This is a genomic window from Halalkalirubrum salinum, from assembly GCF_005543295.1.
In the GTDB taxonomy this organism is placed as follows: domain Archaea; phylum Halobacteriota; class Halobacteria; order Halobacteriales; family Haloferacaceae; genus Halalkalirubrum; species Halalkalirubrum salinum.
Window position 1 is genome coordinate 37,539 of record NZ_SRSG01000037.1, and the last position, 21,602, is coordinate 59,140.

The following is a 21,602-nucleotide window of genomic DNA, read 5'->3' on the forward strand; positions in this document are numbered from 1 at the left end:
CCCTGCCGATTTGTCGGCGCGCTCTCTGAAACACTGAGTTAGGCGCTCGATTCGATCGGCTTGGCGACTGCTTCGAGTTGGTCCATGGTGAGTGTAATCCGGCCCGTCGTCTCTGCCTCTTCGGACCGGCCGGGGTCGAATTTCAGCTCATACTCGTGCCAGTCACCGAGACGGGCAGTCGGACAGAGGATTTCTTCCTCGCTGAAGCCCGCTTCGGACTGCGTCACGACAACCGTTCGACGGCTTCCAGTGGCAGGTTCGAGTTTCAGCGCGTAGCTGTGCCAGTCACCAAAGCGTGCGGTGACATCCAGGATGTCTCCCTCTTCGAAGCCAGCGATCGAGTCTGTGATTTCGTAGTTATGTGCGTTCATTACATGCAACAGTACGAGCTGGAGTCATAAAAATCCAATTTATAATTATTAACTGGTCTTCTGTGGACAATTATTTAGAAATATAGCCCTATATAGAACAAATATATGTTACTCAGCCGTGTGGCTGTGAGAATCACCCGAGAGCCAGGTTACTCTCATTCCGACGAGTAACGTGCATCTCTCACTGCTCAAGATCCCGACGCCTGGTCAGTCTTGTTAGTTGCAGAAAACGCACCGCAAGTGATCTACTGTACGATCGGTAGCTTCCGGTTGAACTCTGTCTAACGGATTTACACCGGGAAACACAGCTATCGTAACGTTTGCGACGATTTGCAACAGGTACCTCCGAATCCTGTCTGAGAGAGCGTGAATCAGCAGCTACTGAATCACTGTGAGATCATAAGTGCAAACGCTGCTATAGCCGTCATCGTCAGCGGGAGTCACCACCCGTCGTCAGCATCTACGGTTGTCACCGCCATCCGTGCCGATCGCCCAAATCGCGTCAGTCCAGAACCGCGACGATACGCTCGAAAACCTCGTCGGGCGATGCCTCGCCGTCGATCTCGACGAGATCACCCTCCTCGCGGTAGTGTTCAATCACTGGTTCGGTGTTTTCTTCGTAGACACGGAGTCGATCGCGGACGACATCCTCGGTGTCGTCATCGCGCTGGACGAGTCGATCGCGAACGGCCTCGTCGTCGGGCATGTTGAACTCGGTGTGGTAGATGTCGCCTGTTTCTGGATCCATTCGCCGGCCGGTAAGCCGTCGAACGAGTTCCTCCTTGCCGACACTGAGGTAAATTACCGCGTCGAGATCGGTGATTTCAGAGAGATACGTTGCCTGTTCGAGGTTCCGTGGATAGCCGTCCAGTACGTAGCCGTCCGCGTTCGACAGCGCTTCGCGGACGATCTCGTTTACTACCGCATCAGGGACGAGTTCGCCCGCGTCCATGTACTCCCGAGGGGTGCCGTACTCGGTTTCCATGTCCTTGTTCGCCCGGAGCGCATCACCAGTCGTGACGTGTTCGATGTCGTATTCGTCAGCCAGTCGCTTGCTCTGTGTTCCTTTGCCCGCCCCGGGCGCCCCAAGGAGCAAAATTCGTGGTTCCATATCTGTATCAACCGTGGGGACTCATAAATATCTAAAGAAACGTCTGAGCAGTGTCCCTTGGGTAAAGATCACGGGGCGATCAAACAGTACACAGAAATCTCGAAACCGAACAAGTATTAGCCCTCTCCGGCCGAACCGATCGGTAGACAATGCCGGATCAGCGCAGGAGCACCAGACCGATAGCAGATAGGGTGTCGGCCGTTGCGTCCCGGTTGGGGGACATCGATCGCGGCTGGCTGGCCGTGCTCCTGGGGTTTTTGATCGTTGGGATCCAGTTGGCGATCCAGCTTCTGGGCTAAAACAGTGGCCACATACATACGAACTTACGCGCCGGGATTTGGGCTGCTGGTTGCCGCTGGCGTGCTCGCAGTCGCGACCGCGTCGCTGTCGCCGCTGGTGAACGCACTCGTTGTCGCCGTATGTATTGGGGCTGTGTTGGGTAATCTCGTTGATATCCCAGAGCAGTTCGAAGCAGGGATCGGGCTCAGACGACTCTTTTTAGAAACCGGAATTGTTCTCCTCGGAGTGAGCGTCGCGCTTGCAGAACTCCTCACGGCCGGACCGCGACTTCTTGCAATCGTGCTCGGAACTGTCGCGTTCGGTTTGGTCGTGGTTGAATCGATCGGTCGCGTCGTGTTTGGGCTCACAGATGAATTGCCGTCGTTGCTCGCGGCCGGTTCGAGCATTTGTGGGGTGTCTGCGGTTGTGGCCATTGGTCGGGTGATCGGCGCACGCGACGGGCCGCTTGCGCTCGCTGCTGGGACGGTTTTGTTTTTTGACGCGGTGACGCTCGTGTTGTTTCCGATCGTCGGGAGGGCGTTATCGCTTTCGAGCGTTGAGTTCGGCGTGTGGGCAGGATTGAGCATGTTCAGCACGGGACCGGTCGCAGCCGCGGGGTTTGCATACTCGCCGGAAGCAGGCCAGTGGGCAACAGTCACGAAACTCGTCAGAAACTCGCTTTTGGGGCTCGTTGCGATCGGGTATTCGATCGTCGCGGTCCGGCTCAGACACACAGTCGGTACAGGAACGAAAACACGTGCGACTGATCCGTCGGTGACCCGGCTGTGGAGAGACTTTCCAAAGTTTCTCGTCGGGTTTGTGCTTCTGGCCGTGGTTGCTAACACGGGCGTGCTCACCGCGTCGTCGATCGAGGCAATCGGGACGGTCACCGACTGGCTGTTCGTGCTCGCATTTGTCGGCCTAGGAACGACGATACAGCTCTCGACAATGCGCGACGCCGGGGGTACGCCGGTGGCGATCGTGCTCGTGTATCTGGTTATTATTGCTGGAGTGTCGCTTGTTGCGGTCATGGCGTTGTTTTGACGGACGAACCCAACAGGCTGAGATATCAGCCCAGCGATACCCAAACCAATTTGCAAGTACCCGATAGAGTATACGCATGACACGATTTGACGCGTCAACACCCGGCGATCGCCGATCGCTCTTTGCTGATGCGATCCTCGCACACAGACAACGGAACAGCGAGTTTCTGACAGTCGAACCGGATGCAGCCCCACCAACGGCCGAGGACGAACTCCTGCCGTGGATCCAGTTCACCGAACGGACGTTCGCAATGGACTGTACGGACGCCGAACTCGATCGGCTCAAATCCCTCGTCTCGGAGTTCCCGGAGTTTCGGATTGAATCACTCGACAGTCCCGAAGAGGCCGAAGGAACTCACGCGAAGATCTCGGCACGATCGGACGCGAATCGACTCGCGTCGTTTATTGATGGCGCGTTTCAGCGGGTGTACGGCTACGATGAAGAATATACGGCGTGGGTCGTTGCGATCTGAAGCGCGGTGCAGTCAACGATCGCCAAACCGGTTCGTCAGCCGGTGAGTGGTTGTCAAACCGGTTCGTCAGCCGGTGATCGATCCCTCGTGTTTTCGTCTGAGATACAGATACAACAGGTGCGACACCGCTGGCACGAGCAGCCCGAACACCCCCCAGCCGATCGCGATCGCGATCGACTGTCCCCGTCGATAGGCGTCTCGAGCGATCCAGATCGAGGCGACGATCGTGATACCATAGATTGCAAGAAAGTATGCGCCGGTTCGGAGTGTATCGATCGCGAGTAAGGCGAACGGCGCCGTGGTGCTCATCGTTCATTCATTCGGACGGGTAGAAAAGAGAATAGCGGTTCACACTGCAGGCAATCAGCGATCGGCTCCAATTACACGTCGAAGCTGCTGATGAGAGTCTCCGTGTTGAAGACGCTCTTCAGAAACGTCAGTTGGTGGCCAAAAGAAGTCTCGAAGTCCTCACCGAGGGGACTCGAATGTGTGGCCGGGAACCGGACGAGCGAGGAATCGTCGATCGCGTCGGCCGCAGTCTCGATCTCGTCGGCTGGAATCACCTCGTCGTCAGTGCCGGCGAGCAAGAGTGTCGGTGTGGTGATTTCCTCGGCAGTGACGATTGGTCGGTACCGACCAATCGAGAGGAAAATCCGCGCAGGCGTCTCGTTACTCCACGAGGATTCACGATCGACCAGATCGAGATACTCTCGGCGGATTCTCGGCGAGGTAACGACCGCGGACGATCCTGGATCACCGACGATCGGCACATGATAGTGGACCCCAACGATTGAACCGATCCGGTCACGCAGGCCACGAGCGATCGAACCGATCGCGCGCTTCGGTTGCCGGAGCATTCGCTTCAGAGCGTTTCGCCCGTCTGTGAACGGACTCATCGCGATGACAGCGTCAACGTCGAATCGATCCGCCGCAACCGAAAGGACGTGGCCGCCGGACAGCGAGTAACCCCAAAGCACCAGTTGGGTCCCGTCGACAGCGTCGAGTCGCTTTGCGGTCGCAATCGCCGCCTCGTAATCCTCAATTTGAGCGTCAATGGCGACGAGCGATCTCGGCTCGCCGTCGCTGTCGTTGTGACACCGGAAGTCAAACAAGAGCGTCGCGTAGCCCGCCTGTGCGAACCGCTCGGCGTAGGCAGGGTAGCCGAAGGTTCGCCACGCGCCGAGTCCCGGAGCCATGACGATCACCGGCGGATTTGCAGGCCGATCGGGGAGGTACAGCGTGGCCGAGAGTCGATCGGCGTCGGCTGGATCTGCATCGATCGGCGTCGTGAACTCGACGCGGCGGGTGGAGTACGCCTCCCGAGCAGGCCGTCGAATTGACTGTTGGGCGTAGTTCTTCGGGTTTCGACGGGTCACGGCTGGCCCTCCGGTGCGTCGTTCGATTCCTCGGCCGTGTGTGTAATCGTGCTCAATACCCGCGTCGAGAACGTCTCCTCGGAGATTTTGTACTCGGCCAGGTCCCGGAACCACTCGGGTTTGGCATGCCAGACTCCCATCGGATCGTCAGGAGATCGCACAACAGTCGCCTCAAGCCGGCAGGGCTCAAGACGATCATCCTCACAGAGGTCGATCACTGTATTCAGCGCGCGGCCCATCTCCGGGTGGTTAATCTGAAACCCCGGATACGCAGTCATGTACGTGAGTTCGATGCGATCGGGATCCGCCGATGGGACCGCGGCTACGTCAACCACGTCGATACCGTGGTTTCGGAAGGCTTCTTCCAGCTCGGCGATCGGTTCGGTCATGATTTGGAATTCACTCCCCGGGGGTAAAACCTTGTTCGCAGAGCTGGACAGTTCGACGACGGCCCGCAGACAGGAAATCAGTACCTGACATCGAGAAACCTGAAGAGAAAGGTCCACTGTTCAGCCTGCTCAGTGACAATCATCGATCGCGACTTGCCAGTTCCGTGGCCGGTGTCAGTACGGACCCGAAGGGCGATCGCATCTTCGCCGGTCGTTTCTGCCTGGAGCCGCGCGGTCATCTTCCGCGCATGAGCCGGGTGGACGCGCGTATCTCCCTCGGCAGTCGCAATGAGCGTCGCTGGATAGTCAGCCGGTTCGACGTTATGGTACGGCGAGTACTCCCGAAGGTATTCGAAGTCCTCGGGATCCTCGGGATGGCCGTACTCGGTTGTCCAGGAGGCACCCAGCAAGAAGGTGTGGAACCGAAGCATGTCCAAAAGCGGAACCTGACACAGTACGGCGCCGAACAGATCGGGTCGCTGTGTCATCGCCGCCCCGACCAGCAGGCCGCCGTTTGAGCCACCCGCGATCGCAAGCCGTTTCGGGCGGGTATACTGGCGATCGATCAGTCCCTCCGCGACCGCGATGAAATCGTCGAAAACGCGCTGTTTGTGCTCGCGGCGGCCAGCCTCGTGCCACGGCTCGCCATACTCGCTGCCGCCTCGAAGCGTCGCGAGCACGTACACCCCACCTGCTTCGAAGAATGGGAGCGCAAAGCGGTTGAACGATGGCGTGCGGTTGACCCGAAAGCCGCCGTAGCCGGTGAGCAGCGTCGGATTGTCTCCGTCGAGAACGAGGCCCTCGCGATGGACGACGAACGCGGGAATCTCGGTCCCGTCAGCGGACGTAAACCACTCTTGTCGGACGCGAAGATCGACGGCTACGTCGACATCGATCGACGCAATTTCCGTTGGCTCGCCGTCGTTCAGGTCGTGGAGATACACTGTCGAGGGGCGGTTGAACCCCTGAATTGTGTACGATATCTCCGATCCCTCGTCGTCGCCAAGCACCCCACCAACACTGCGCAGTTCCGGAACCGCGAGATCGCGATCGTGGTCACCCTCAAATCCGAAGACAGACAGCTTGGAGGCCGCATCGACGTGATAGTGCGCGACGAGTCCCGCGGCGGTTGTCGTGACACCTCGGAGGACGCCCTCTGACTCGGAAATCGTCTCTGTTACCGTCGCTGGATCGATCGGTCCCGCGAGCGCGTCTTCGATCGGAACCGAGAGCAGCCGCGATCGGGGTGCGTCGTGGTCGGTGAGCAAGTAGAGTCGATCGTTGGCTACGTGTGGCGCAAAGCTGTGTTCAGTGTCGGTGATGACAGGCGAGAGATCAAGCGAGTCGGTCGCGGGATCGGACGCCGAAAGAGCGTACACCTCCGATCGATCCCATCCCTCAGAGAGAGTCACAATGAGCACGTCGTCGTCTGTCGTGACGCCCGGCCAAGTTGTCTCACCGACGTCCTCGAGAACGACGCGATCGGTTGCCTGCTCGGTCCCCAGGTGGTGGTACAGGACGGACTTTTCGAGTTGACCGCCTTCGTCCGCGTCGGCGGTGCCGGTTGCGACGTAGTAGAATCCGTTGTCGGTCCACGCGAGGCTGTGCGTACGGCCGGTTTCTTCGAGGTTATCGATCTCGTCGCCGGTGTCGACGTCGATCACGTACACGTCGTAGTTCTCCGTGCCGCCGGGGCTGACCCCGTAGGCGAGCCGATCGCCCGTCTCATCTGGAGCGTACCAATCAACCGAATCTGTCGCCTCTTCGCCCCACGTGTTGGGATCGACGAGCACGCGTGGATCGGCTTCTGGCGCGTCACGGACGGCGACGACCGACTGTTCCATCTCGGCACGGCGATATCGCTGGAAGTACCGGTCTCCCACGGGATTCAACGGCCCGAATTCGTCGATCGAGGCCAGCGTTTCAAAACGCCGTTCGAGCCGATCGCGAACGGGATGGTCAAGCACCCAATCGGTGTACTCGTTCTGTGCGTCAGTCCACGTAGCAACAGCGTCGTCCTCATCAGGATCGGCTTCGAGCCAGCGATACGGATCGGTGATCTCGACGCCGTGGTGCGTTTCGGTGACTGGGCGGCGAGCGGTATCCGGCGGATTCATTACGGACAGGTCATCCGGACGATACATCAACGTCAGGGTCTCGGAAGCTCACGAACGCACAGCCAGACAGCCAACTGCGACTCGTCACGCTATCGCGTGCCAACCAGGCAGATAGTCAACACTTCTTTCATGAATGCTCGAATAGTGTTACCTAACTAATGAGCGTCGTCGGCCGTGTTGCCGAGCGATCGGGCTTCGTGCTCGCCAGTCTCCTCGTGTTAGCGTTCGGATTCGTCTCTGGCGTCCGGTACGAGGAACTCACGCTCGACCTATTATTGATTACAGTCCGTGTTGCGATGCTCGACGCCGCGTCTGCGGCGATCGTATTCTCGGGGTTCGTCGTCTTGAGCGGCGGGCTGTTGTTCCGTGAGATCCGGCGCGATCGGGCCGCGGATCCGATCCGTGAGGATGGTCCACCGATTACCGCAATCGTCCCGGTGTACAAAGACGGCGACGTGCTCTCTCGAAGTGTTGAGAGTCTCATCGACTCGACATACCGGAACCTGTCGATCGTCGTTGTCGGCGAACCGGATGACGACGAGACGATGGCGGTCGCCGAGGAGTATGCCAATCGCTACGACGACGTCATCGCGTGCACGAACCGCTACCCTGGCTCAAAAGCCGGGGCGATCCAGACAGCCGTCGAGCGATCGGAAGCCGCCGCGTTCGCTATCTTCGACGCTGATGAGGTCGTCGATCCGTCGTTCATCGCTGCGGGCGCGTATGCGGTGTTCGATGACGGGTACGGCGTGTTTCAGGGGCGGCGAATCCCTGAGCCGACAGGACTCGTTGAGACGCTTGCGTACTGTGAGCGGGCGGCGTTCCACGCGAGCTACAAGCTCATCGAGCCAACCGGATTCTACAACTGCCGGAGCTCCTCCACGATCGTCTCCCGAGACGCCTACGAGACGGTCGACGGCTACGACGACCTGCTCACCGAGGATCTCGCGTTCGCGCACAAGTGTTTCCGCCACGGAATCGAGGTGAACCAATCGCGGAACCACACGAACCTGATGGAAGCCCCGCACTCGCTATCGGACTTCTGGGGACAACGAAAGCGATGGCGGACTGGGCAGGTCGAGGTGCTTCACGAAACAATCCGCGGGACGCTCACCGGCGGCACCTGCAGGCGACGGCTGCTCTCGTTCGGCCGGCTGGCGTCGAGCCTCGTTGGTAGCCTGTTCACGCTCGTAATCGCCTCGAAGCTGCTCGTGTTGATCCTCGCCGGCGCGGAGATCTTCTTTTTGTTGCCGGCAGCCGCGATTGTACTCACGATGGCCGCGATCGCACTCGTCGACTATCGGGCGGGCCAGATACAATACCCGCCGGGTGTCGTTCTCTCGCCACTCGTGTACCCGGTGTTCGGGCTGTTGACCGTCAAATCTGCGCTTGTATATGCGCTGAGCTGGGACGGCTCGTGGTACCGCGTCGAAAAGAAGGGGGCGTAGTGATCGTTCGGAGCACCGTATGCGTACTTCGATCGCCACCGCTTTGATCGCCCACGCGGACCCTCACGTATGGCTCATGCACGTACCGACGAGGACGGTCCCGATCGGGCGCCGCTGCCGCGGTGGCTCGCTCCAGTGCCGCGGGCGATTGAAGACCTCGGATTGCGGCTCGTCTGGCTCGTCGTCGCGATCAACCTCGCGGGCACGGCGTTCGGCTTTTGGTACTATCGGTTACAGTTTACTGACACGCCGGCGAGTATGTGGATTTTCGTGCCCGACAGCCCGATGGCGACGCTCTTGGCGGCGATCGCATTCGGGCTGTGGGCGATCGGCCGGCAAAACGACTACGTGTCGGCACTCGCGTTTTTCGGCAACATCAAGCTTGGATTGTGGACACCGTGGGTGCTCGCAGCCTTCTTTGACGCCTTCTATGGGATAAACGGCCCGGCGATGTACGCGTTCTTGTTTGTGAGCCACCTCGGAATGGTTGTCCAGGCGTTTGTCCTCCATCGGATCACCGACTTTCCAGTGAAAGCCGTCGCCGTCGCGCTGGCGTGGTACACGATCGATCTCACCGTCGACTATTTCCTGCCGATCGTCGGCCGAACGGATCCGTTCGGATATCTCCCAGTCCTGCCGCACCACACTCGGATTCCGGTGCGATACAGTACGGAGATCGCCGCCGGCGCGAACGCGTTTCAGATCGCGGCGTGGGGGGCGGTGTTGTTGACGATCGCACCGCTGTTTTTCGCGCTCGCGACGCGCGTGAAGACGATCGCACAACGGTCACCCTGAAACCATTCGTTCGAGTCAGAACGCATACACTCAACGCGATGTCTGGAAGTATTTAGTCCATATTACAGCAAACCTACGAGTAGTATAATGACGAGTGTTTCTAAAATTTCAATAAAATATTTGATACAACATAATATAAGATTTTATACATGAATATACAACAAATTCTGCGCTAGAAATACAAATTATCAAATAAATACTCGGCTCTGCACGTTTATATACAACCCTCAGAGCCCTCTGAATGGAGGAAGAGATGGTCGATTTCTTCCATCAACCCATCGAGATCCCGCTCTGGCTGCTCGCGCACCCACGAAAACATGTTGTAGATCGCCTCTTTGAGACCGTGTTCAAGCTGGGCTCGGAGCGACGAGGCTTTCGAGACGAGTCGCTCCGAGACGCTCGACGGAGAACCAAGCCGAAGCAGACTGTAGGTGAGCATCTGAAGGTGCCAGTGACGACTGGCACCATCAGAATCACGCACCTCGCAGCCTCCAAGGCCAAGATCCCCCTTCGAGTCCTCGAAGAATGTCTCAATTCGCCACCTCTTGGAGTAGCTTCGAATGATATGAGCTGACGGAGCGTCAATCTTGTTTGTCGCCAAGTACTTGACTGGATTCTCTTCGTCCTCGTCAACTTCTTTCTCGGTGATTACTAGCCGTACCTCTCCCAATTTTGATACAGGCAGCGTTTTCGTCCAGATGTTGTAGACCTCATCGTCAATCTCCCGTTCTTCAGTGTCGATGCTCTCTGCGAGCGCATCGACCCGCTTCTGTTCGCCATCGTATGTGACCTGTCGATTGCTCCTGAGAGGTCCAATCCAGTCCTTTCGGTGGGATTCGACATGCTTGATCAGCTCAGAACCGTGAGCGAACCACGAATCGAAGAGATAGGTGGCCGCAGGCACACCTATCTCGTCTTCGAGTTCTGTGATTATCTCCTGTGCAAGCTCGTACTTCGTCGCTTCTACGTCCTCCTCGTCGTCATCAGCTTTCTCGTACTGGCGAAATGCTAGTGGATAGGACGTTTTGTGGTCAGTATAGAACGCATAGACGAGATTTTGTCCCCAGACAGGCTTGCCTTCGCTGTGATCATAGAACGATCCAGCACCGGGAAGTTCCTTCCCGGTTCGCTGGAGCACTGAATCGTCGATGACAATGTAGCCGTCCTTCGACCACCGCGTCTCACCGTGATTTTGCAGTTCCTCTAACCGTTCGTGATTAAGTTTGTCTTCGTCCCAGTTGTACTCGGTGATGAACTTGTTGAGTGCCCGATCGCTTCCGGCCGGAAGGACTTCTCGTGCAATCCCGGTGACGGTCTTGCTGCTGGCCGCAGCAAGACCTGTCACGTACGTTTTGGCATGCTGAGTCTGATGATACGATAGTGAGTCGAACTCATCCAACGGGTCAGTACACGAGAGGAAGTCTGTGATCGGCAGCATTAGCTGTCAACGCCATCTATATCGCGGCCTTACTTAAACGTGCAGAGCCGAGTAAATATCTATTTGTAGGTGAATGATTAATTGTGAAGTATGGAGGGGCCAAAGAACGGCCCAAATCAGATGGGTCAATCATCAGTGGAAGATCGTCCACCAGTGTTAACTGAAGATCAATTCTACCGAGCCCTCGCCTCAAAATATCGCCGGCGTGTTCTTTATTGTTTATTTGATATGAAAAGTACCACGGTTGAGGAACTCGCGACCATCCTCTGTGGTTGGGAAGCGACGACCACAGGGACAATGCAACTTCCAGCAGATCGAAACAAGATCCACATCGCATTGATGCACAGCCACTTGGCCCAACTCGCGAATGCAGGACTAATCGAATACGATTTCCAATCCGATTCTGTCCGGCTAAAGCCGCTGCACCCGAAGGTCAAAGACGTCATTCGTCAAAGTGTGAAAACTGGTCAACAGGACGAGTCGTAACGATATGTTCGATTCACTATTCACCGATCTCGAAAGTCGAGATCAGCAGATGACAGCGTACAGGAGTGGTGAGCCATCTGCAATCGAACAGTGGCTTGCTACCCACGGCGTTGCAATCGAGTCCCGATCGATTCTACCCGATGGGCTGGACCCATTTATCGAAATCAAAGCTGATGGCAAGGTTGTGGGTATCATCGGGATCGAAGCGCTCAACGCGCTGATTGAACCACCGATCGACAGACCTGGCGAAAGAGACGAGATCTCAGAGGGGTACCGAGTACTCTTTGAGATCCTCGAGAAGACCCTGTTCACTGGGATGAGCCGTCGTGACCTCCTCGCAGTCAGCCGTGAAATCGAGGATCGCGCCTTTCGCGTTGGGGAAGGCTGCCTGCAGGCTACTTTTCAAACACCCTCAATATTCAAGTCACAAACGGCTGTGTATCGAACACTTGCAACCGAAACAGATCTAGATATCCACGTGTATGCTGTCGAAGACTGGGACCCACCATCGATTCGTGGGATTACATATCACACTGATGCAGTCGAGCGGTTCGAATCCTATTGGGCGCTAGCGTACAATGGCGGGACTGATGAAACACAGGCGTGCGGTCTGGTTGCCAAACAACGATCGGATGCGTACACTGGGTTCTGGACGAACGATCCAGCACTTGTCGAAGAAATCAGGACCGCACTGAGCACAGTCTGACTCGTCTCCGAACGTCTGTACACCGAGACGTGACGCTGTTATAATTTCGTCGTCGAAATGGGGGTTCTACGACGATTCGTCTTCGTAGGAGACCGCAGTCCCTCGTGCGACCGGCTGCAAGAGGTACCGATCGGTCTGACCGCGACGGACCGGCGTGAAGTCACCGGTGAAGGAGGTTGTTTGCTCCTCACGGATCTCGAAGGGCATCTTGAACTGCAGCGGCGCGTTCCCGGGTGTATCTACCTCGGCTGACTCGCCATCGGAGAGCGTCCCCTCAACGTTGGATACGTCCAGTTGGAGGAACTGATATTCGCCGGTCTCGATCTCTCGTTCGTCGATCAGATCGGTTTCGCCGTCCTGTAGCTCGACGAGATCGGCCTCCTGTGACTCGTCGAACTCGAAGTATTGCCGATCGTCGCTTTCGTCGACATCCGCCTCGTCGGTCTCGTTTGCGGTCGTATCCGATTCTTCTGTCTCGTTTTGGTCGTCCGACCCGTTTTCGTTGTCTATTTCGTCTTCGTCGTCTGTCTCATCTGATGCAGGCTTGATCCAGATTCCGTCGATCGTGACGATACACGACTCGAAGTCCGAGATATCGCCGGGTTGGTCGGTGACCCGCGTCGCGAGCGTGCCGGTCGCTGCCTGTGCGCTCGAACAGCCAGCCAAGGCCGTTGTGCCGATCGCTGCGATACCTGCCGTTTTGAGATACGTTCGCCTGTCAAGTTTCGATGAGTCTGTAAATGGTGTCATAGTAGTTGCTGTGTTTGAGGTACGGTGTTGGGTGTAATTGGTGCTCAATTCTGGATTCAAACTGGGATCTTCCCTACGGAGCCCCAGCGTCCGATGGTCGGAGGTCGCGGAGTGATTCGCCGAGGTTCTCGATCGATCCGTCGAGGAACGAGTCGATCGTCTCGTGGATGTCACCGACGAAATCAGGGACCGGGCCAGGGAGTCCGCCGTCTGGACCGATCGAACCGGGACCAGTTCCATCCGCTGCGGGCGTGCCACCCGGTGCTGCGGCTCCGACAGCCGCCGTTGCGGCGAGCGCTACTGTCAGTCCGATCGCGATCGCAAGGATCGTTCGTGTGTTCATTGCATTTGGGTCGTTGGCTGCGATCGGGATAAGACACCCAGACCGTCTATCCGAATTTACCCCGATTGTCGGCGATTGACGGACGGTTGGCCTGAGTATCACCCGTTTTGTGTGGCGATTTGGGCCGATCGGCCTCTCAACCGTTGAAACAACACGGTCGTAGGTTGAACGCGGATCGTTCGCCGATCGCTCGTTGATTGAACACGGATCGTTCGCCGATCGTTTCCGGGACACTTGCAGATCGATCGTGGATCGAGCGCCGAAGTGAGTCAGGCTCAGCGACTAGCGGGTATATAAAACACCCCGCATATGTGGGGCGTGTGTTTGGGTCGATCGAGAGCCGTTCAATATATATGCAACAGTCAAGTGATGGACCGTCATTTGCAGACGACGGCACACGCGACCCAGACGCGGACACCCAGGCTGTATTCGAGGCACTCGCAGATCCTGACTGCCGGATGATTGTCGGTGCGGCAACAGAGCCGATGACTGCTGGCGAACTCGCCGAAGCCTGTGAGATCCCGTTGTCGACGACATATCGCAAGATCGATCGACTGGCGGCGACCCCGCTGCTCGAAAAGCGCACACGCCTCGATATGGACGGCAACCACAGTGCTGAGTACATCTCCCGTGTCGAGGACGTGAGCGTCTGTTTCGAGTCGATCGGCGCTGCCATCGAGGTCACCGGGCCCGAAGATGAGGCGACGGTCTCGATTCCGCGTCGAGTCTCGGCGGACTGAATACTGGTTTCACGCTATCTCTCCGTGATTCGATCGCGCCGTGACACACACTAAGTGTCCTGCGCACCCAGTGATCGTATGGTAACGTACGATCACGTCCGAACGCTGCCGATCGAGATCGAGCGGATCGAACGATCGACGCGAACCGCTGAGACCACGAGCGACTTCACTCGCTGGACGACCGTTTTCGAACTGCATGGCTCCGAGACAGTCGGCCGCGGCGAAGACGTGACGTACGATACGGTCGATCACGAAGCGCTCGCAGACGCACCTAATGACGTGTTTGACTGGCTGGAGGGCACGTGGACGGTTGATTCGCTCTCGGAAGCCGTCGGCGATCGCGATCTGTTTCCGACAGGCGAACCCGAGCGGGCGGATTCGAGACACTACCGCCGATGGGGAATCGAGAGCGCGGCGCTGGATCTTGCGCTCAAGCAGGCCGAAACAAACCTCGCAGCTGCGGTTGGACGCTCGTACGATCCGGTTCGGTTCGTAACCAGCCTCCGCGTCGAGGATGCTACCGCAATCGACCGGCTCCGCACTGTCCGCGAGCAGGTACCAGATATCGGATTCAAGCTTGACCCAACGCCTGCGTGGGATGACGAGTTAACCGACGCGATCGCGGCGATCGGCGGCGTCGACATCCTCGATTTGAAGGGATGGTACGAGGGGACGGAGGTAGATCAAGAACCCGACCCCGAGCTGTATGAGCGAGTGTGTGCGGCGTTTCCCGACGCGATCGTCGAGGACGCGGCGTTTCTGCCCGAAACCGAGTCGCTGCTTTCGGCCGAGCGCGATCGGCTCTCGTTTGACTATCCGATCACGAGCGCGGCGGACATCGCCGATATGCCGATCGATCCCGAGTGGATTAACATCAAACCCTCGCGGTTTGGCTCGATCGAGTCACTCTTCGAGGCGATTGACTACTGCGAGGAAAACGGGATTTCAATGTACGGCGGCGGTCAGTTCGAACTCGACGTTGGTCGCGAGCAGATTCAGGCGCTCGCGTCCGTGTGGTACCCTGAGACGCCGAATGACGTTGCCCCCGGCGCGTACAACGACCCGACGAGCGAAGAGCCGTTGCCACCGAGCCCATTGCTGCCGAGTGAGCGGCCGATCGGGTTCGGTCTGTGACCGACGAGTGTACGGGTCAGGTGGTTGAGACTAACTCTTTGAGAGACTGAACCGTTCGGGACGGCGTGGGACCAGCTTCGGGTATCGCGTGTGGATCGCCGACAAATATTGATCGGATGCCTGCGGCGTGGGCACCACGCACGTCTGATCGGAACGAATCGCCGATGTGAACTGTCCGATCGAGAGCGACATCAAGTGTCGAACACACAGAGCGGAACGGCTCCGGATCGGGTTTTGCAGCCGTGTCCGTACCAGCATACACGACCGTATCGGCATCGATTTCGCTGCCAAGGAGCTTCTGTCGCTGGGCTGCCGGCGGGCCGTTCGTGACGATGGCAGTCGTCCGGCCGCTGGCGTTGATCGCGTCGAATAATGGGCCGACACCGGGGCACCGATCGACGTTAGTGTGATCACGTTCGTCAGCGAACGCGCGTGCGACTTTCCGACCGATTGTGCGCTCGAAGCCCGCAGCTGCGGCAAGATCGGCGAAACAGCGCGCCCTCAGTTCGTCAATCGAGACGGTCTCTTCGAGCATCGAATCGAATCGATCCTGATAAGCGTCGACATCGAAAAGCGGCTTGATCCCGACTGTGTGGAACGCGATCGAAAGCAGCGCCGCTGGAGATCGACGGTATTGCACGAGGGTCCCATCGAGATCGAACAACACAGCGTCGACGTCATCGAAGATCGGATCGAGCGCGGACATGCTACACACCAACCGTATCAGGATCTGCGAGCGCGTATCGATCGTCCATCCGATCAACGTGGCCCAGCAGCACGAGCCACGTGAGCAGGCGATCGCACGCTACACGCCATGTTTCGCGCCACGTAGGACTTCGGCGGCGCTCCCACTCGGGTGCCAGTTCGACGATGGGTTCGCACAGCTCAGCGGCCGTCAGCGGGCCCTCGCGTTCGAGGGCACCACACACGGTTTTGACGCTCAGCACTGCCGACGGAAACCGATCGGCAATCGTCTCTGCTGTAACCGACTCACGTGTTCGGACAATCCCAGAGTCGGACGAGCGAATGACCGACAGCGATCGCAGTAATGCGAGCCAGTCGCGAGCGTCTTCAGGCGTTTCAGCCGGGCCACGACGCTGCAGCCGAGACTGACACGCCACTGTCGTTGCGGGGACCAGTGGAACGAGTTTGCGGACCGCGAGGACCGCATCGACCGACGCCGGAACGGGCGGCAATCGGGTCGGCTTGAGCCGCATCAGGGCAGGTCAAACGACTCTGCGAGCAGCGTTTCGTTCGTCTCGCCAATCACGTGGGTGTCCCCGCCGAGCACGTCGATCGTCACTTTCGCGGGGGCAAATACCGACTCCGGCACCTCGTAGAAGTCCCAGTCGGCGTCTTCGAAGATTTCGACGAACGGCGTGCCATACTCCTCGGTAGCTGTCGAGGCGACCTCGTCGAATCGTGCGAACTCCTCGTCGACCTGGAGGAACACCTCCGCGCCGTACGCCAGCGCGTCGTTCGTGCGCCCCATCGCGATCGTCTCGTCGTCACTTACGGGTGCCATCGGGGCGGCTCCCGAGGCGGTCTTGATCGACATCGGGTCGTAGCCGAGATCCGAGAGCCGAAACGCCGCGAGTTCGGCGGCTCGGGAGGCCATCGTCACGCTGCCGACTGTCGAGGCTGACGGGTGGACGGGCAGGAAGATTCCTGTCGGCTGGACACCAGTCAACTCAGAGATATGTTCGACGATCCGGTCATCGGGGAACGCGTCAGATTCGATCGACAGGACAGTAAAGTCGCTTTTGTCGTAGTAACCCATCCGATCGAACTCCGACTCGCGTCGGGCAAGCGCACGGGCAGGCCCAGACCCAAGTCCGTTGAAGTCTGCAGTGTCGAGTTCCCAGCCGGCCTTCTGTGAGCACAACAGCGCAATTCCCGGCGAATCAGTCGTCAACTCAACGTACGGGCGTGGCGATCCCGCAAGAGAACGCATAGTTGTGTGAACGGACGCGAGGCCGGCGGTCTGGATCTCAGCCAGAAACAATCCGGCTTCGATACCGCCAGGCGCGTCTATGCCGAAATCGAGGACCGTTGCGCCCGAATCAAGCTCAAAGGCCTCGATACCGAGCGAGTCGGTGAAGTCGAGGGCCTCGTCGACGAGTTCGAGGGCTGATCGATTGATGCTTTCCATACGAAGAAGTTTATCCGGCATCCGCTAAAGAGATTGTCCGTTCAGTTTCGATCGGTAATCCTCGCAGATGCACTTCGATCGGCACTCGCCCACATCGAGTGGCGATCACTAAGCGGACAATTACGACCGATCGCTCCGAGCCGGCCGACCCAGGTGTGTCTCGACCGCGTCGACTTTCTCGTTGGCGGACTGGCTGACGGTCCGCTTATCGTCAATTTTTAACACGGTGCTGACGCGGTCGGCGTCGACGGCATTGTGTGCTGCGGCCGCCGCCGCCAACAGTTCGTCGATCGATTCGGCTTCGATGACGGTTCCCATCGGATTCGTCTCGTAGGTAACATCGAACGCATCGAGCGCGTCGACGGCTTTTGCGACTTCACCAGACATGCTCCCTTCGATCACTGGTGCGACGCTGAGCAGTGCGATTACTGTCATGAACGGTGGTACGCTTGCGGTCGACAAATCGGTTGCGCGGCTTGGACACGCAGATCCGTATTGGTGCTCGATCGTTTCGATCGTACTCTGTACCCTACATGTTGCGGTACGTCTATTAGGTTCGCTTTCATCACAATTTCCATGAGCGGTTTACAGACCGATCGGATTCACATTCTCCATGTCGATGACGATCCATCGGTTACTGAGCTCTTGGCGGCTATTTTCGAGCGGGACTTTCCTGAGTGTACCGTCCACTCGAGTCGCGACCCAGACGAAGCACTCGAGGTAATTGTACAAAAGGACATTGAGTGTGCTGTCCTCGACTACGATATGCCGGAAATGAACGGCATCGACCTCCTTCGGCGGATTAAATCGGTCCGTCCAGCGCTGCCAGTGATACTCTTTACCGGCCACGGGAGCGAAGAAATCGCTGCCACCGCAATCCAGGCTGGCGTTGACGGCTACGTTCAAAAAGGTGGCCGAGAAACGTTTGGGCTGCTTGCCACCCAAATACGGAATCTTGTGACAACTATGCGGCTCGATCGTGAGCGCCACGAACGAACCAAAGAGCTGTCTGTGCTGCATGCAGCGACACTCACCCTTTTAGAAGATCGATCGATGGAAGCTCGACTGACCGATCTGACGTATACGATCCCATCAGGATACCAATATCCAGAACACACCGCAGCACAAATTAGTGTCGGCGAATCAATATATAAAACGCCGAACTTTCGCAAAACGGATCCCAAACAGACGAGTTCACTCACACTTGAAGACGGTCGTCAGCTCGAACTAACAGTTTCGTACACCCGAGCGTTCGGTTCAGACGCATCGACAGGAGTGGAGGATAGTTCAGTGGCTGCCAGCGATGACAACACGCCGTTTCTCGAAGAAGAGCAGGCGTTGTTGGACTCGATCGCGAATATCGTTCGGGTGAACCTCGAACGCGATGAACTGATCCATCGGCTGTCTCGGACGAATGCAGAACTGGCTGCGCTGATCGACAATACGCCGGCTGTCGTGTATCTCAAAGACGCCGACGGTCGGTACCTGTTGGTCAACGATGAGTTCGAACGGCGAATGGGGAAACCGCGAGCAGCAGTGCTTGGTCGCACACCTGCAGAGGTACACGATGAATCGTTCGCCGAGTTAATCGAAGCACACGACCAGGTGGCCCGCGAACGTGGCGAGCCTGTCGAGTTCACTGAGACAGTGTGGATCGACGGGGAACCAACCACGTATTTGTCGATTCGAGTGCCGCTGTTTGATGATACCGGCGAGCTGTACGCGATGTACGGTATTTCGACGGACATCACGGCACAGACTGAACTCGCAGAGCGGAACAAACGGCTGCTCGATCGCATGACGGACGCGTTCTTTGCGCTAGATACCGACTGGCGGTTTACGTACCTCAACGAAACCGCTGAAGATGTCCTCGATCGATCGGCTGCCGAGCTGCTCGGCACGACCGTGTGGGAAACGTTTCCCGAGGCGATTGACACACCGTTCGAGACGAGATATAAAGAAGCGATGCAAACACAGGAGCCGGTGACGTTCGAAGAGTATTACGCCGAACTCGATGCCTGGTTCGACGTTCGTGCGTATCCCTCTCCGAGCGGGTTGTCAGTGTACTTTTACGACATCACCGATCGGAAGCGCCAGCGGGAAGCACTTGCGCACCGCGAGGAGACGCTCCGACAAATGCACAATATCATTGCGGACCGAGAGCGCTCGTTCGACGAACAGGTTCGTGACCTCCTTGCATTGGGGCGGTCCAAACTCAAAACGGCGTACGGAACACTTTCTGAGATCCGTGGCGACGAATACATCTTTGAGATCGTCGACGCAAACGACGATAGCATCGAAGCCGGTGACATTGTTCCGCTGTCGGCGACAAACTGTGAAATTGCTGCGAGCAACGAGCGGACGCTCGTTCTCGGTGACGTCGCGAGGGATGCCCCCGAAGAGACCGATCGGGCCGGTTACACCGAGTGGGGGATTGCCTGTTATATCGGCGCACCGGTGTACGTCGGCAACAAAGTGTACGGTACCTTCTGTTTTTATGACACCGAACCGCGAACGGGCCAGTTTTCTGACTGGGAGGTGGCGCTGGTCGACCTCATGAGCCGATGGGTGACGTACGAACTAGAGCGACAACGGACAAACGACCGCCTCGAACGTCAAAATGAGCGACTTGAAAGCTTCGCGTCAATCGTCAGTCACGACCTCCGGAATCCACTGAATGTCCTCGTTGGGTCGATCGAACTCGCCGAAGAAACCGGGGGAGCCGAACAGTTCGAGCGCTGTTACCGCGCGATTGAACGAATGGTGGCACTTATTGAGGACCTTCTCGCCCTGGCGCGAAGCGGCGAGTCGATCTCAGCGCTCGAAGCTGTGCCGCTCACGGCAGTCACACGGAATAGTTGGGAGACGGTTGACGTCGGCGGTGCAACCCTGGCTACTCCGACCAAAGTGGAGATCAAGGCGGATCGAACTCGGCTCCAACAGCTTCTAGAAAATCTCATACGAAATGCGATCGAGCACGGCGGCGAGAACGTGAATGTAACTGTTGGCGACCTCCCGGACGGGTTCTACCTCGAGGACGACGGTCCAGGAATCCCCGCAAGCGATCGCGAACAGGTCTTCGAAAGCGGCTATACCACCAGCCAGTCGGGCACCGGATTTGGTCTCTCGATCGTCAAATCGATCGCGGACGCCCACGGGTGGACGGTCGAGATTGTCAAGGGGTCAGACGGCGGCGCACGGTTCGAGTTTGCTGGCGTCGATCGTCCGATATCGGAAAAAGCGTAGCTATCGAGGGAGATCACCGTTGCCAGGCAGCGGGCGCGATCCCGATCGCTCGGACGAGAGTCGGGTACGTGAGCGCGACCGCGAAGACAATCCCCAGCGACGGCAGAAACTCCATCTCACCGACCAAAAGCTCGACAAGTTGCAAAATAAGCATCATGAGGAGGAACATCGCGATCCAGTGCGGGAGTAGCTGCCGAATTGAACCCACTGGCGTATTGCTCATACAAACTTCTCAACGGGGATTCGTATTCATTTGTCGGTTTCGCGGCGGTTCAGGTCCGCTGAAACGGAAATCAGACGAGTGGTCAGTACCGGGAGGGGAGGAACGCCAACATTAACAACAAGCCGACAATCGAGAAACTCGTGACGAGAATGTACCACAGTCCGCTGATGCGATCGTTGAACCGATCGACCTGCGCAACCTGTGCCTCGTAGCTCGATCGATCTTCAATGAGCCCCACAGAACTATCGCTTTCGAAGAACACGAGGAAGGTCTGGTCATTCTCAAGCGTGACTTCCTGTTCCTGTTCGAGGTCCTCGGAGTACGTCTCCTCGCCCGTCCACGTGACGATCACGAAGTTAGGATCAACCGTATCAACAGTCACTGTTTCATTGTTGTACGTCAGAGTATCCCCACTCGAAAACGTCTCAGATCGTGGCTCAGGGAAGTATTCGTCCGCAGGGACGAGCACTTCCTGGCCGTCCTCAACGACAATGACCGACTCGTTTCCGTCCTCGTCTTCGACGGTCTCGTTTCCGACGTCAGGGTCCTCTTCGAGGATCGCCTGCCGATCAAGCTGTTCAACGAGCGTGAAGCCGTCGGGTTCATCGCCGCTGTCGACCGCCACTTCCCACTCGGCGTCGTCGTACTCGATCGTGCTCTCGTTACTCCACTGTTCGGAGAGCTCTGCCTCGGGATCGCTCCACTCGATCGTTCCACTGTACACTGTCTCGCCGTCTTCTTCCTCACCGGAGAGCTCTGAGGCCGTATAGGTCGTGCCGTTGATTTCGAAGGTATCTCCGTCTGAAAGCTGATACTCGGCGTCATCGATCGACACGGTCGGTGCCTGAGCGGTCGTGATGAGCGCGTACGACCCCACGCCAACCAATAAAAAGATCGCGACGTACACTGCCACAGCGCGTCGTTGCATAATTTGAGCATGGACGACCCGTCGTATAACGGTTACTAACCGCGGCAGGGATAC

At 57.8% G+C, this 21,602-nt stretch carries 24 protein-coding genes; 9 read left to right on the top strand and 15 right to left on the bottom strand.

Features of this window, described 5'->3' with window-relative positions; all coding sequences use genetic code 11:
• Positions 1-38: 38 nt before the first annotated feature.
• Entirely contained in the window at positions 39-371 is a 333-nt protein-coding gene (locus E5K03_RS12615; RefSeq protein WP_138007175.1) for a hypothetical protein, read from the bottom strand.
• Positions 372-873: 502 nt separating this feature from the next.
• Positions 874-1,482 carry an adenylate kinase gene (locus E5K03_RS12620; protein ID WP_138007176.1) on the bottom strand — a complete coding sequence of 203 codons (609 nt, stop codon included), beginning with the start codon at positions 1,480-1,482 and terminating at the stop codon, positions 874-876.
• Between the two features lie 303 nt (positions 1,483-1,785).
• Between E5K03_RS12620 and E5K03_RS12625 the strand changes: the two genes are divergently transcribed.
• Both E5K03_RS12625 and E5K03_RS12630 read left to right on the top strand, forming a co-directional pair.
• The gene (locus E5K03_RS12625) at positions 1,786-2,805 is read left to right on the top strand and encodes a YeiH family protein (protein ID WP_138007177.1); all 1,020 of its coding nucleotides are present in this window, start codon (positions 1,786-1,788) and stop codon (positions 2,803-2,805) included.
• Positions 2,806-2,881: 76 nt separating this feature from the next.
• Positions 2,882-3,277 (top strand): hypothetical protein, encoded by a 396-nt coding sequence (locus E5K03_RS12630; protein WP_138007178.1) that lies wholly within the window; start codon positions 2,882-2,884, stop codon positions 3,275-3,277.
• Positions 3,278-3,343: 66 nt separating this feature from the next.
• Here E5K03_RS12630 and E5K03_RS12635 read toward each other — a convergent pair whose 3' ends face one another.
• The 4 genes from E5K03_RS12635 to E5K03_RS12650 form a co-directional block, all read right to left on the bottom strand.
• Positions 3,344-3,586, bottom strand: coding sequence for a hypothetical protein (locus E5K03_RS12635; protein WP_138007179.1), 243 nt, complete (start codon positions 3,584-3,586; stop codon positions 3,344-3,346).
• 71 nt (positions 3,587-3,657) lie between these two features.
• On the bottom strand, positions 3,658-4,653 hold the full coding sequence (locus E5K03_RS12640; RefSeq protein ID WP_138007180.1) for an alpha/beta hydrolase: 996 nt from the start codon (positions 4,651-4,653) through the stop codon (positions 3,658-3,660).
• Complete coding sequence (locus E5K03_RS12645) at positions 4,650-5,042, bottom strand: hypothetical protein (RefSeq protein ID WP_138007181.1); 393 nt, start codon at positions 5,040-5,042, stop codon at positions 4,650-4,652. The genes E5K03_RS12640 and E5K03_RS12645 overlap by 4 nt, the downstream gene beginning before the upstream one ends.
• A gap of 77 nt (positions 5,043-5,119) precedes the next feature.
• Entirely contained in the window at positions 5,120-7,159 is a 2,040-nt protein-coding gene (locus E5K03_RS12650) for a prolyl oligopeptidase family serine peptidase (RefSeq protein ID WP_138007182.1), read from the bottom strand.
• A gap of 158 nt (positions 7,160-7,317) precedes the next feature.
• Here E5K03_RS12650 and E5K03_RS12655 point away from each other — a divergent pair, with 158 nt between their 5' ends.
• Positions 7,318-8,607, top strand: a complete 1,290-nt coding sequence (locus E5K03_RS12655; RefSeq protein ID WP_138007183.1) for a glycosyltransferase — start codon at positions 7,318-7,320, stop codon at positions 8,605-8,607.
• A gap of 69 nt (positions 8,608-8,676) precedes the next feature.
• Positions 8,677-9,402 (top strand): DUF1405 domain-containing protein, encoded by a 726-nt coding sequence (locus E5K03_RS12660; RefSeq protein ID WP_138007184.1) that lies wholly within the window; start codon positions 8,677-8,679, stop codon positions 9,400-9,402.
• 214 nt (positions 9,403-9,616) lie between these two features.
• Here E5K03_RS12660 and E5K03_RS12665 read toward each other — a convergent pair whose 3' ends face one another.
• Positions 9,617-10,840: an IS701 family transposase gene (locus E5K03_RS12665; RefSeq protein WP_138007185.1), complete on the bottom strand. Its 1,224-nt coding sequence runs from the start codon at positions 10,838-10,840 to the stop codon at positions 9,617-9,619.
• Positions 10,841-10,930: 90 nt separating this feature from the next.
• Between E5K03_RS12665 and E5K03_RS12670 the strand changes: the two genes are divergently transcribed.
• Together E5K03_RS12670 and E5K03_RS12675 are read left to right on the top strand one after the other, a co-directional pair.
• Entirely contained in the window at positions 10,931-11,326 is a 396-nt protein-coding gene (locus E5K03_RS12670) for a helix-turn-helix domain-containing protein (RefSeq protein WP_240730023.1), read from the top strand.
• Positions 11,327-11,375: 49 nt separating this feature from the next.
• Positions 11,376-12,032 carry a DICT sensory domain-containing protein gene (locus E5K03_RS12675; protein WP_240730024.1) on the top strand — a complete coding sequence of 219 codons (657 nt, stop codon included), beginning with the start codon at positions 11,376-11,378 and terminating at the stop codon, positions 12,030-12,032.
• A 66-nt stretch (positions 12,033-12,098) separates the two neighbouring features.
• Here the strand turns inward: E5K03_RS12675 and E5K03_RS12680 are convergent, their stop codons facing one another.
• Positions 12,099-12,782, bottom strand: a complete 684-nt coding sequence (locus E5K03_RS12680) for a DUF4382 domain-containing protein (protein ID WP_138007187.1) — start codon at positions 12,780-12,782, stop codon at positions 12,099-12,101.
• A gap of 73 nt (positions 12,783-12,855) precedes the next feature.
• On the bottom strand, positions 12,856-13,125 hold the full coding sequence (locus tag E5K03_RS12685; protein ID WP_138007188.1) for a hypothetical protein: 270 nt from the start codon (positions 13,123-13,125) through the stop codon (positions 12,856-12,858).
• Positions 13,126-13,478: 353 nt separating this feature from the next.
• Here E5K03_RS12685 and E5K03_RS12690 point away from each other — a divergent pair, with 353 nt between their 5' ends.
• Both E5K03_RS12690 and E5K03_RS12695 read left to right on the top strand, forming a co-directional pair.
• Positions 13,479-13,865 carry a winged helix-turn-helix domain-containing protein gene (locus tag E5K03_RS12690; protein ID WP_138007189.1) on the top strand — a complete coding sequence of 129 codons (387 nt, stop codon included), beginning with the start codon at positions 13,479-13,481 and terminating at the stop codon, positions 13,863-13,865.
• 78 nt (positions 13,866-13,943) lie between these two features.
• A complete protein-coding gene (locus E5K03_RS12695) occupies positions 13,944-14,999 on the top strand; it encodes a hypothetical protein (protein ID WP_138007190.1) in 1,056 nt (351 codons plus the stop codon).
• 16 nt (positions 15,000-15,015) lie between these two features.
• On the opposite strand, the gene E5K03_RS12700 is transcribed toward E5K03_RS12695, so the two are convergent.
• The 4 genes from E5K03_RS12700 to E5K03_RS12715 form a co-directional block, all read right to left on the bottom strand.
• On the bottom strand, positions 15,016-15,705 hold the full coding sequence (locus E5K03_RS12700) for an HAD family hydrolase (protein WP_138007191.1): 690 nt from the start codon (positions 15,703-15,705) through the stop codon (positions 15,016-15,018).
• Position 15,706: 1 nt separating this feature from the next.
• A complete protein-coding gene (locus E5K03_RS12705; RefSeq protein ID WP_138007192.1) occupies positions 15,707-16,216 on the bottom strand; it encodes a hypothetical protein in 510 nt (169 codons plus the stop codon).
• Positions 16,216-17,151 carry a methenyltetrahydromethanopterin cyclohydrolase gene (gene mch, locus E5K03_RS12710; protein WP_138007193.1) on the bottom strand — a complete coding sequence of 312 codons (936 nt, stop codon included), beginning with the start codon at positions 17,149-17,151 and terminating at the stop codon, positions 16,216-16,218. The genes E5K03_RS12705 and mch overlap by 1 nt, the downstream gene beginning before the upstream one ends.
• A 120-nt stretch (positions 17,152-17,271) precedes the next feature.
• Entirely contained in the window at positions 17,272-17,586 is a 315-nt protein-coding gene (locus tag E5K03_RS12715) for an MTH1187 family thiamine-binding protein (protein ID WP_138007194.1), read from the bottom strand.
• A 141-nt stretch (positions 17,587-17,727) separates the two neighbouring features.
• Here E5K03_RS12715 and E5K03_RS12720 point away from each other — a divergent pair, with 141 nt between their 5' ends.
• Positions 17,728-20,397: a PAS domain-containing protein gene (locus tag E5K03_RS12720; protein WP_138007195.1), complete on the top strand. Its 2,670-nt coding sequence runs from the start codon at positions 17,728-17,730 to the stop codon at positions 20,395-20,397.
• 13 nt (positions 20,398-20,410) lie between these two features.
• Here E5K03_RS12720 and E5K03_RS12725 read toward each other — a convergent pair whose 3' ends face one another.
• Together E5K03_RS12725 and E5K03_RS12730 are read right to left on the bottom strand one after the other, a co-directional pair.
• Positions 20,411-20,620, bottom strand: a complete 210-nt coding sequence (locus E5K03_RS12725) for a hypothetical protein (protein ID WP_138007196.1) — start codon at positions 20,618-20,620, stop codon at positions 20,411-20,413.
• Positions 20,621-20,702: 82 nt separating this feature from the next.
• The gene (locus tag E5K03_RS12730) at positions 20,703-21,548 is read right to left on the bottom strand and encodes a hypothetical protein (RefSeq protein WP_138007197.1); all 846 of its coding nucleotides are present in this window, start codon (positions 21,546-21,548) and stop codon (positions 20,703-20,705) included.
• Positions 21,549-21,602 lie beyond the last annotated feature (54 nt).

What these genes read in the sequence shown, in the direction of transcription:
- E5K03_RS12615 (WP_138007175.1), bottom strand. Translation starts at nt 371, where the DNA reads ATGAACGCACATAACTACGAAATCACAGACTCGATCGCTGGCTTCGAA.
- E5K03_RS12620 (WP_138007176.1), bottom strand. Translation starts at nt 1,482, where the DNA reads ATGGAACCACGAATTTTGCTCCTTGGGGCGCCCGGGGCGGGCAAAGGA.
- E5K03_RS12630 (WP_138007178.1), top strand. Translation starts at nt 2,882, where the DNA reads ATGACACGATTTGACGCGTCAACACCCGGCGATCGCCGATCGCTCTTT.
- E5K03_RS12635 (WP_138007179.1), bottom strand. Translation starts at nt 3,586, where the DNA reads ATGAGCACCACGGCGCCGTTCGCCTTACTCGCGATCGATACACTCCGA.
- E5K03_RS12645 (WP_138007181.1), bottom strand. Translation starts at nt 5,042, where the DNA reads ATGACCGAACCGATCGCCGAGCTGGAAGAAGCCTTCCGAAACCACGGT.
- E5K03_RS12650 (WP_138007182.1), bottom strand. Translation starts at nt 7,159, where the DNA reads ATGAATCCGCCGGATACCGCTCGCCGCCCAGTCACCGAAACGCACCAC.
- E5K03_RS12655 (WP_138007183.1), top strand. Translation starts at nt 7,318, where the DNA reads ATGAGCGTCGTCGGCCGTGTTGCCGAGCGATCGGGCTTCGTGCTCGCC.
- E5K03_RS12660 (WP_138007184.1), top strand. Translation starts at nt 8,677, where the DNA reads ATGGCTCATGCACGTACCGACGAGGACGGTCCCGATCGGGCGCCGCTG.
- E5K03_RS12665 (WP_138007185.1), bottom strand. Translation starts at nt 10,840, where the DNA reads ATGCTGCCGATCACAGACTTCCTCTCGTGTACTGACCCGTTGGATGAG.
- E5K03_RS12670 (WP_240730023.1), top strand. Translation starts at nt 10,931, where the DNA reads ATGGAGGGGCCAAAGAACGGCCCAAATCAGATGGGTCAATCATCAGTG.
- E5K03_RS12675 (WP_240730024.1), top strand. Translation starts at nt 11,376, where the DNA reads ATGACAGCGTACAGGAGTGGTGAGCCATCTGCAATCGAACAGTGGCTT.
- E5K03_RS12680 (WP_138007187.1), bottom strand. Translation starts at nt 12,782, where the DNA reads ATGACACCATTTACAGACTCATCGAAACTTGACAGGCGAACGTATCTC.
- E5K03_RS12685 (WP_138007188.1), bottom strand. Translation starts at nt 13,125, where the DNA reads ATGAACACACGAACGATCCTTGCGATCGCGATCGGACTGACAGTAGCG.
- E5K03_RS12690 (WP_138007189.1), top strand. Translation starts at nt 13,479, where the DNA reads ATGCAACAGTCAAGTGATGGACCGTCATTTGCAGACGACGGCACACGC.
- E5K03_RS12695 (WP_138007190.1), top strand. Translation starts at nt 13,944, where the DNA reads ATGGTAACGTACGATCACGTCCGAACGCTGCCGATCGAGATCGAGCGG.
- E5K03_RS12700 (WP_138007191.1), bottom strand. Translation starts at nt 15,705, where the DNA reads ATGTCCGCGCTCGATCCGATCTTCGATGACGTCGACGCTGTGTTGTTC.
- E5K03_RS12705 (WP_138007192.1), bottom strand. Translation starts at nt 16,216, where the DNA reads ATGCGGCTCAAGCCGACCCGATTGCCGCCCGTTCCGGCGTCGGTCGAT.
- mch (WP_138007193.1), bottom strand. Translation starts at nt 17,151, where the DNA reads ATGGAAAGCATCAATCGATCAGCCCTCGAACTCGTCGACGAGGCCCTC.
- E5K03_RS12715 (WP_138007194.1), bottom strand. Translation starts at nt 17,586, where the DNA reads ATGACAGTAATCGCACTGCTCAGCGTCGCACCAGTGATCGAAGGGAGC.
- E5K03_RS12720 (WP_138007195.1), top strand. Translation starts at nt 17,728, where the DNA reads ATGAGCGGTTTACAGACCGATCGGATTCACATTCTCCATGTCGATGAC.
- E5K03_RS12725 (WP_138007196.1), bottom strand. Translation starts at nt 20,620, where the DNA reads ATGAGCAATACGCCAGTGGGTTCAATTCGGCAGCTACTCCCGCACTGG.
- E5K03_RS12730 (WP_138007197.1), bottom strand. Translation starts at nt 21,548, where the DNA reads ATGCAACGACGCGCTGTGGCAGTGTACGTCGCGATCTTTTTATTGGTT.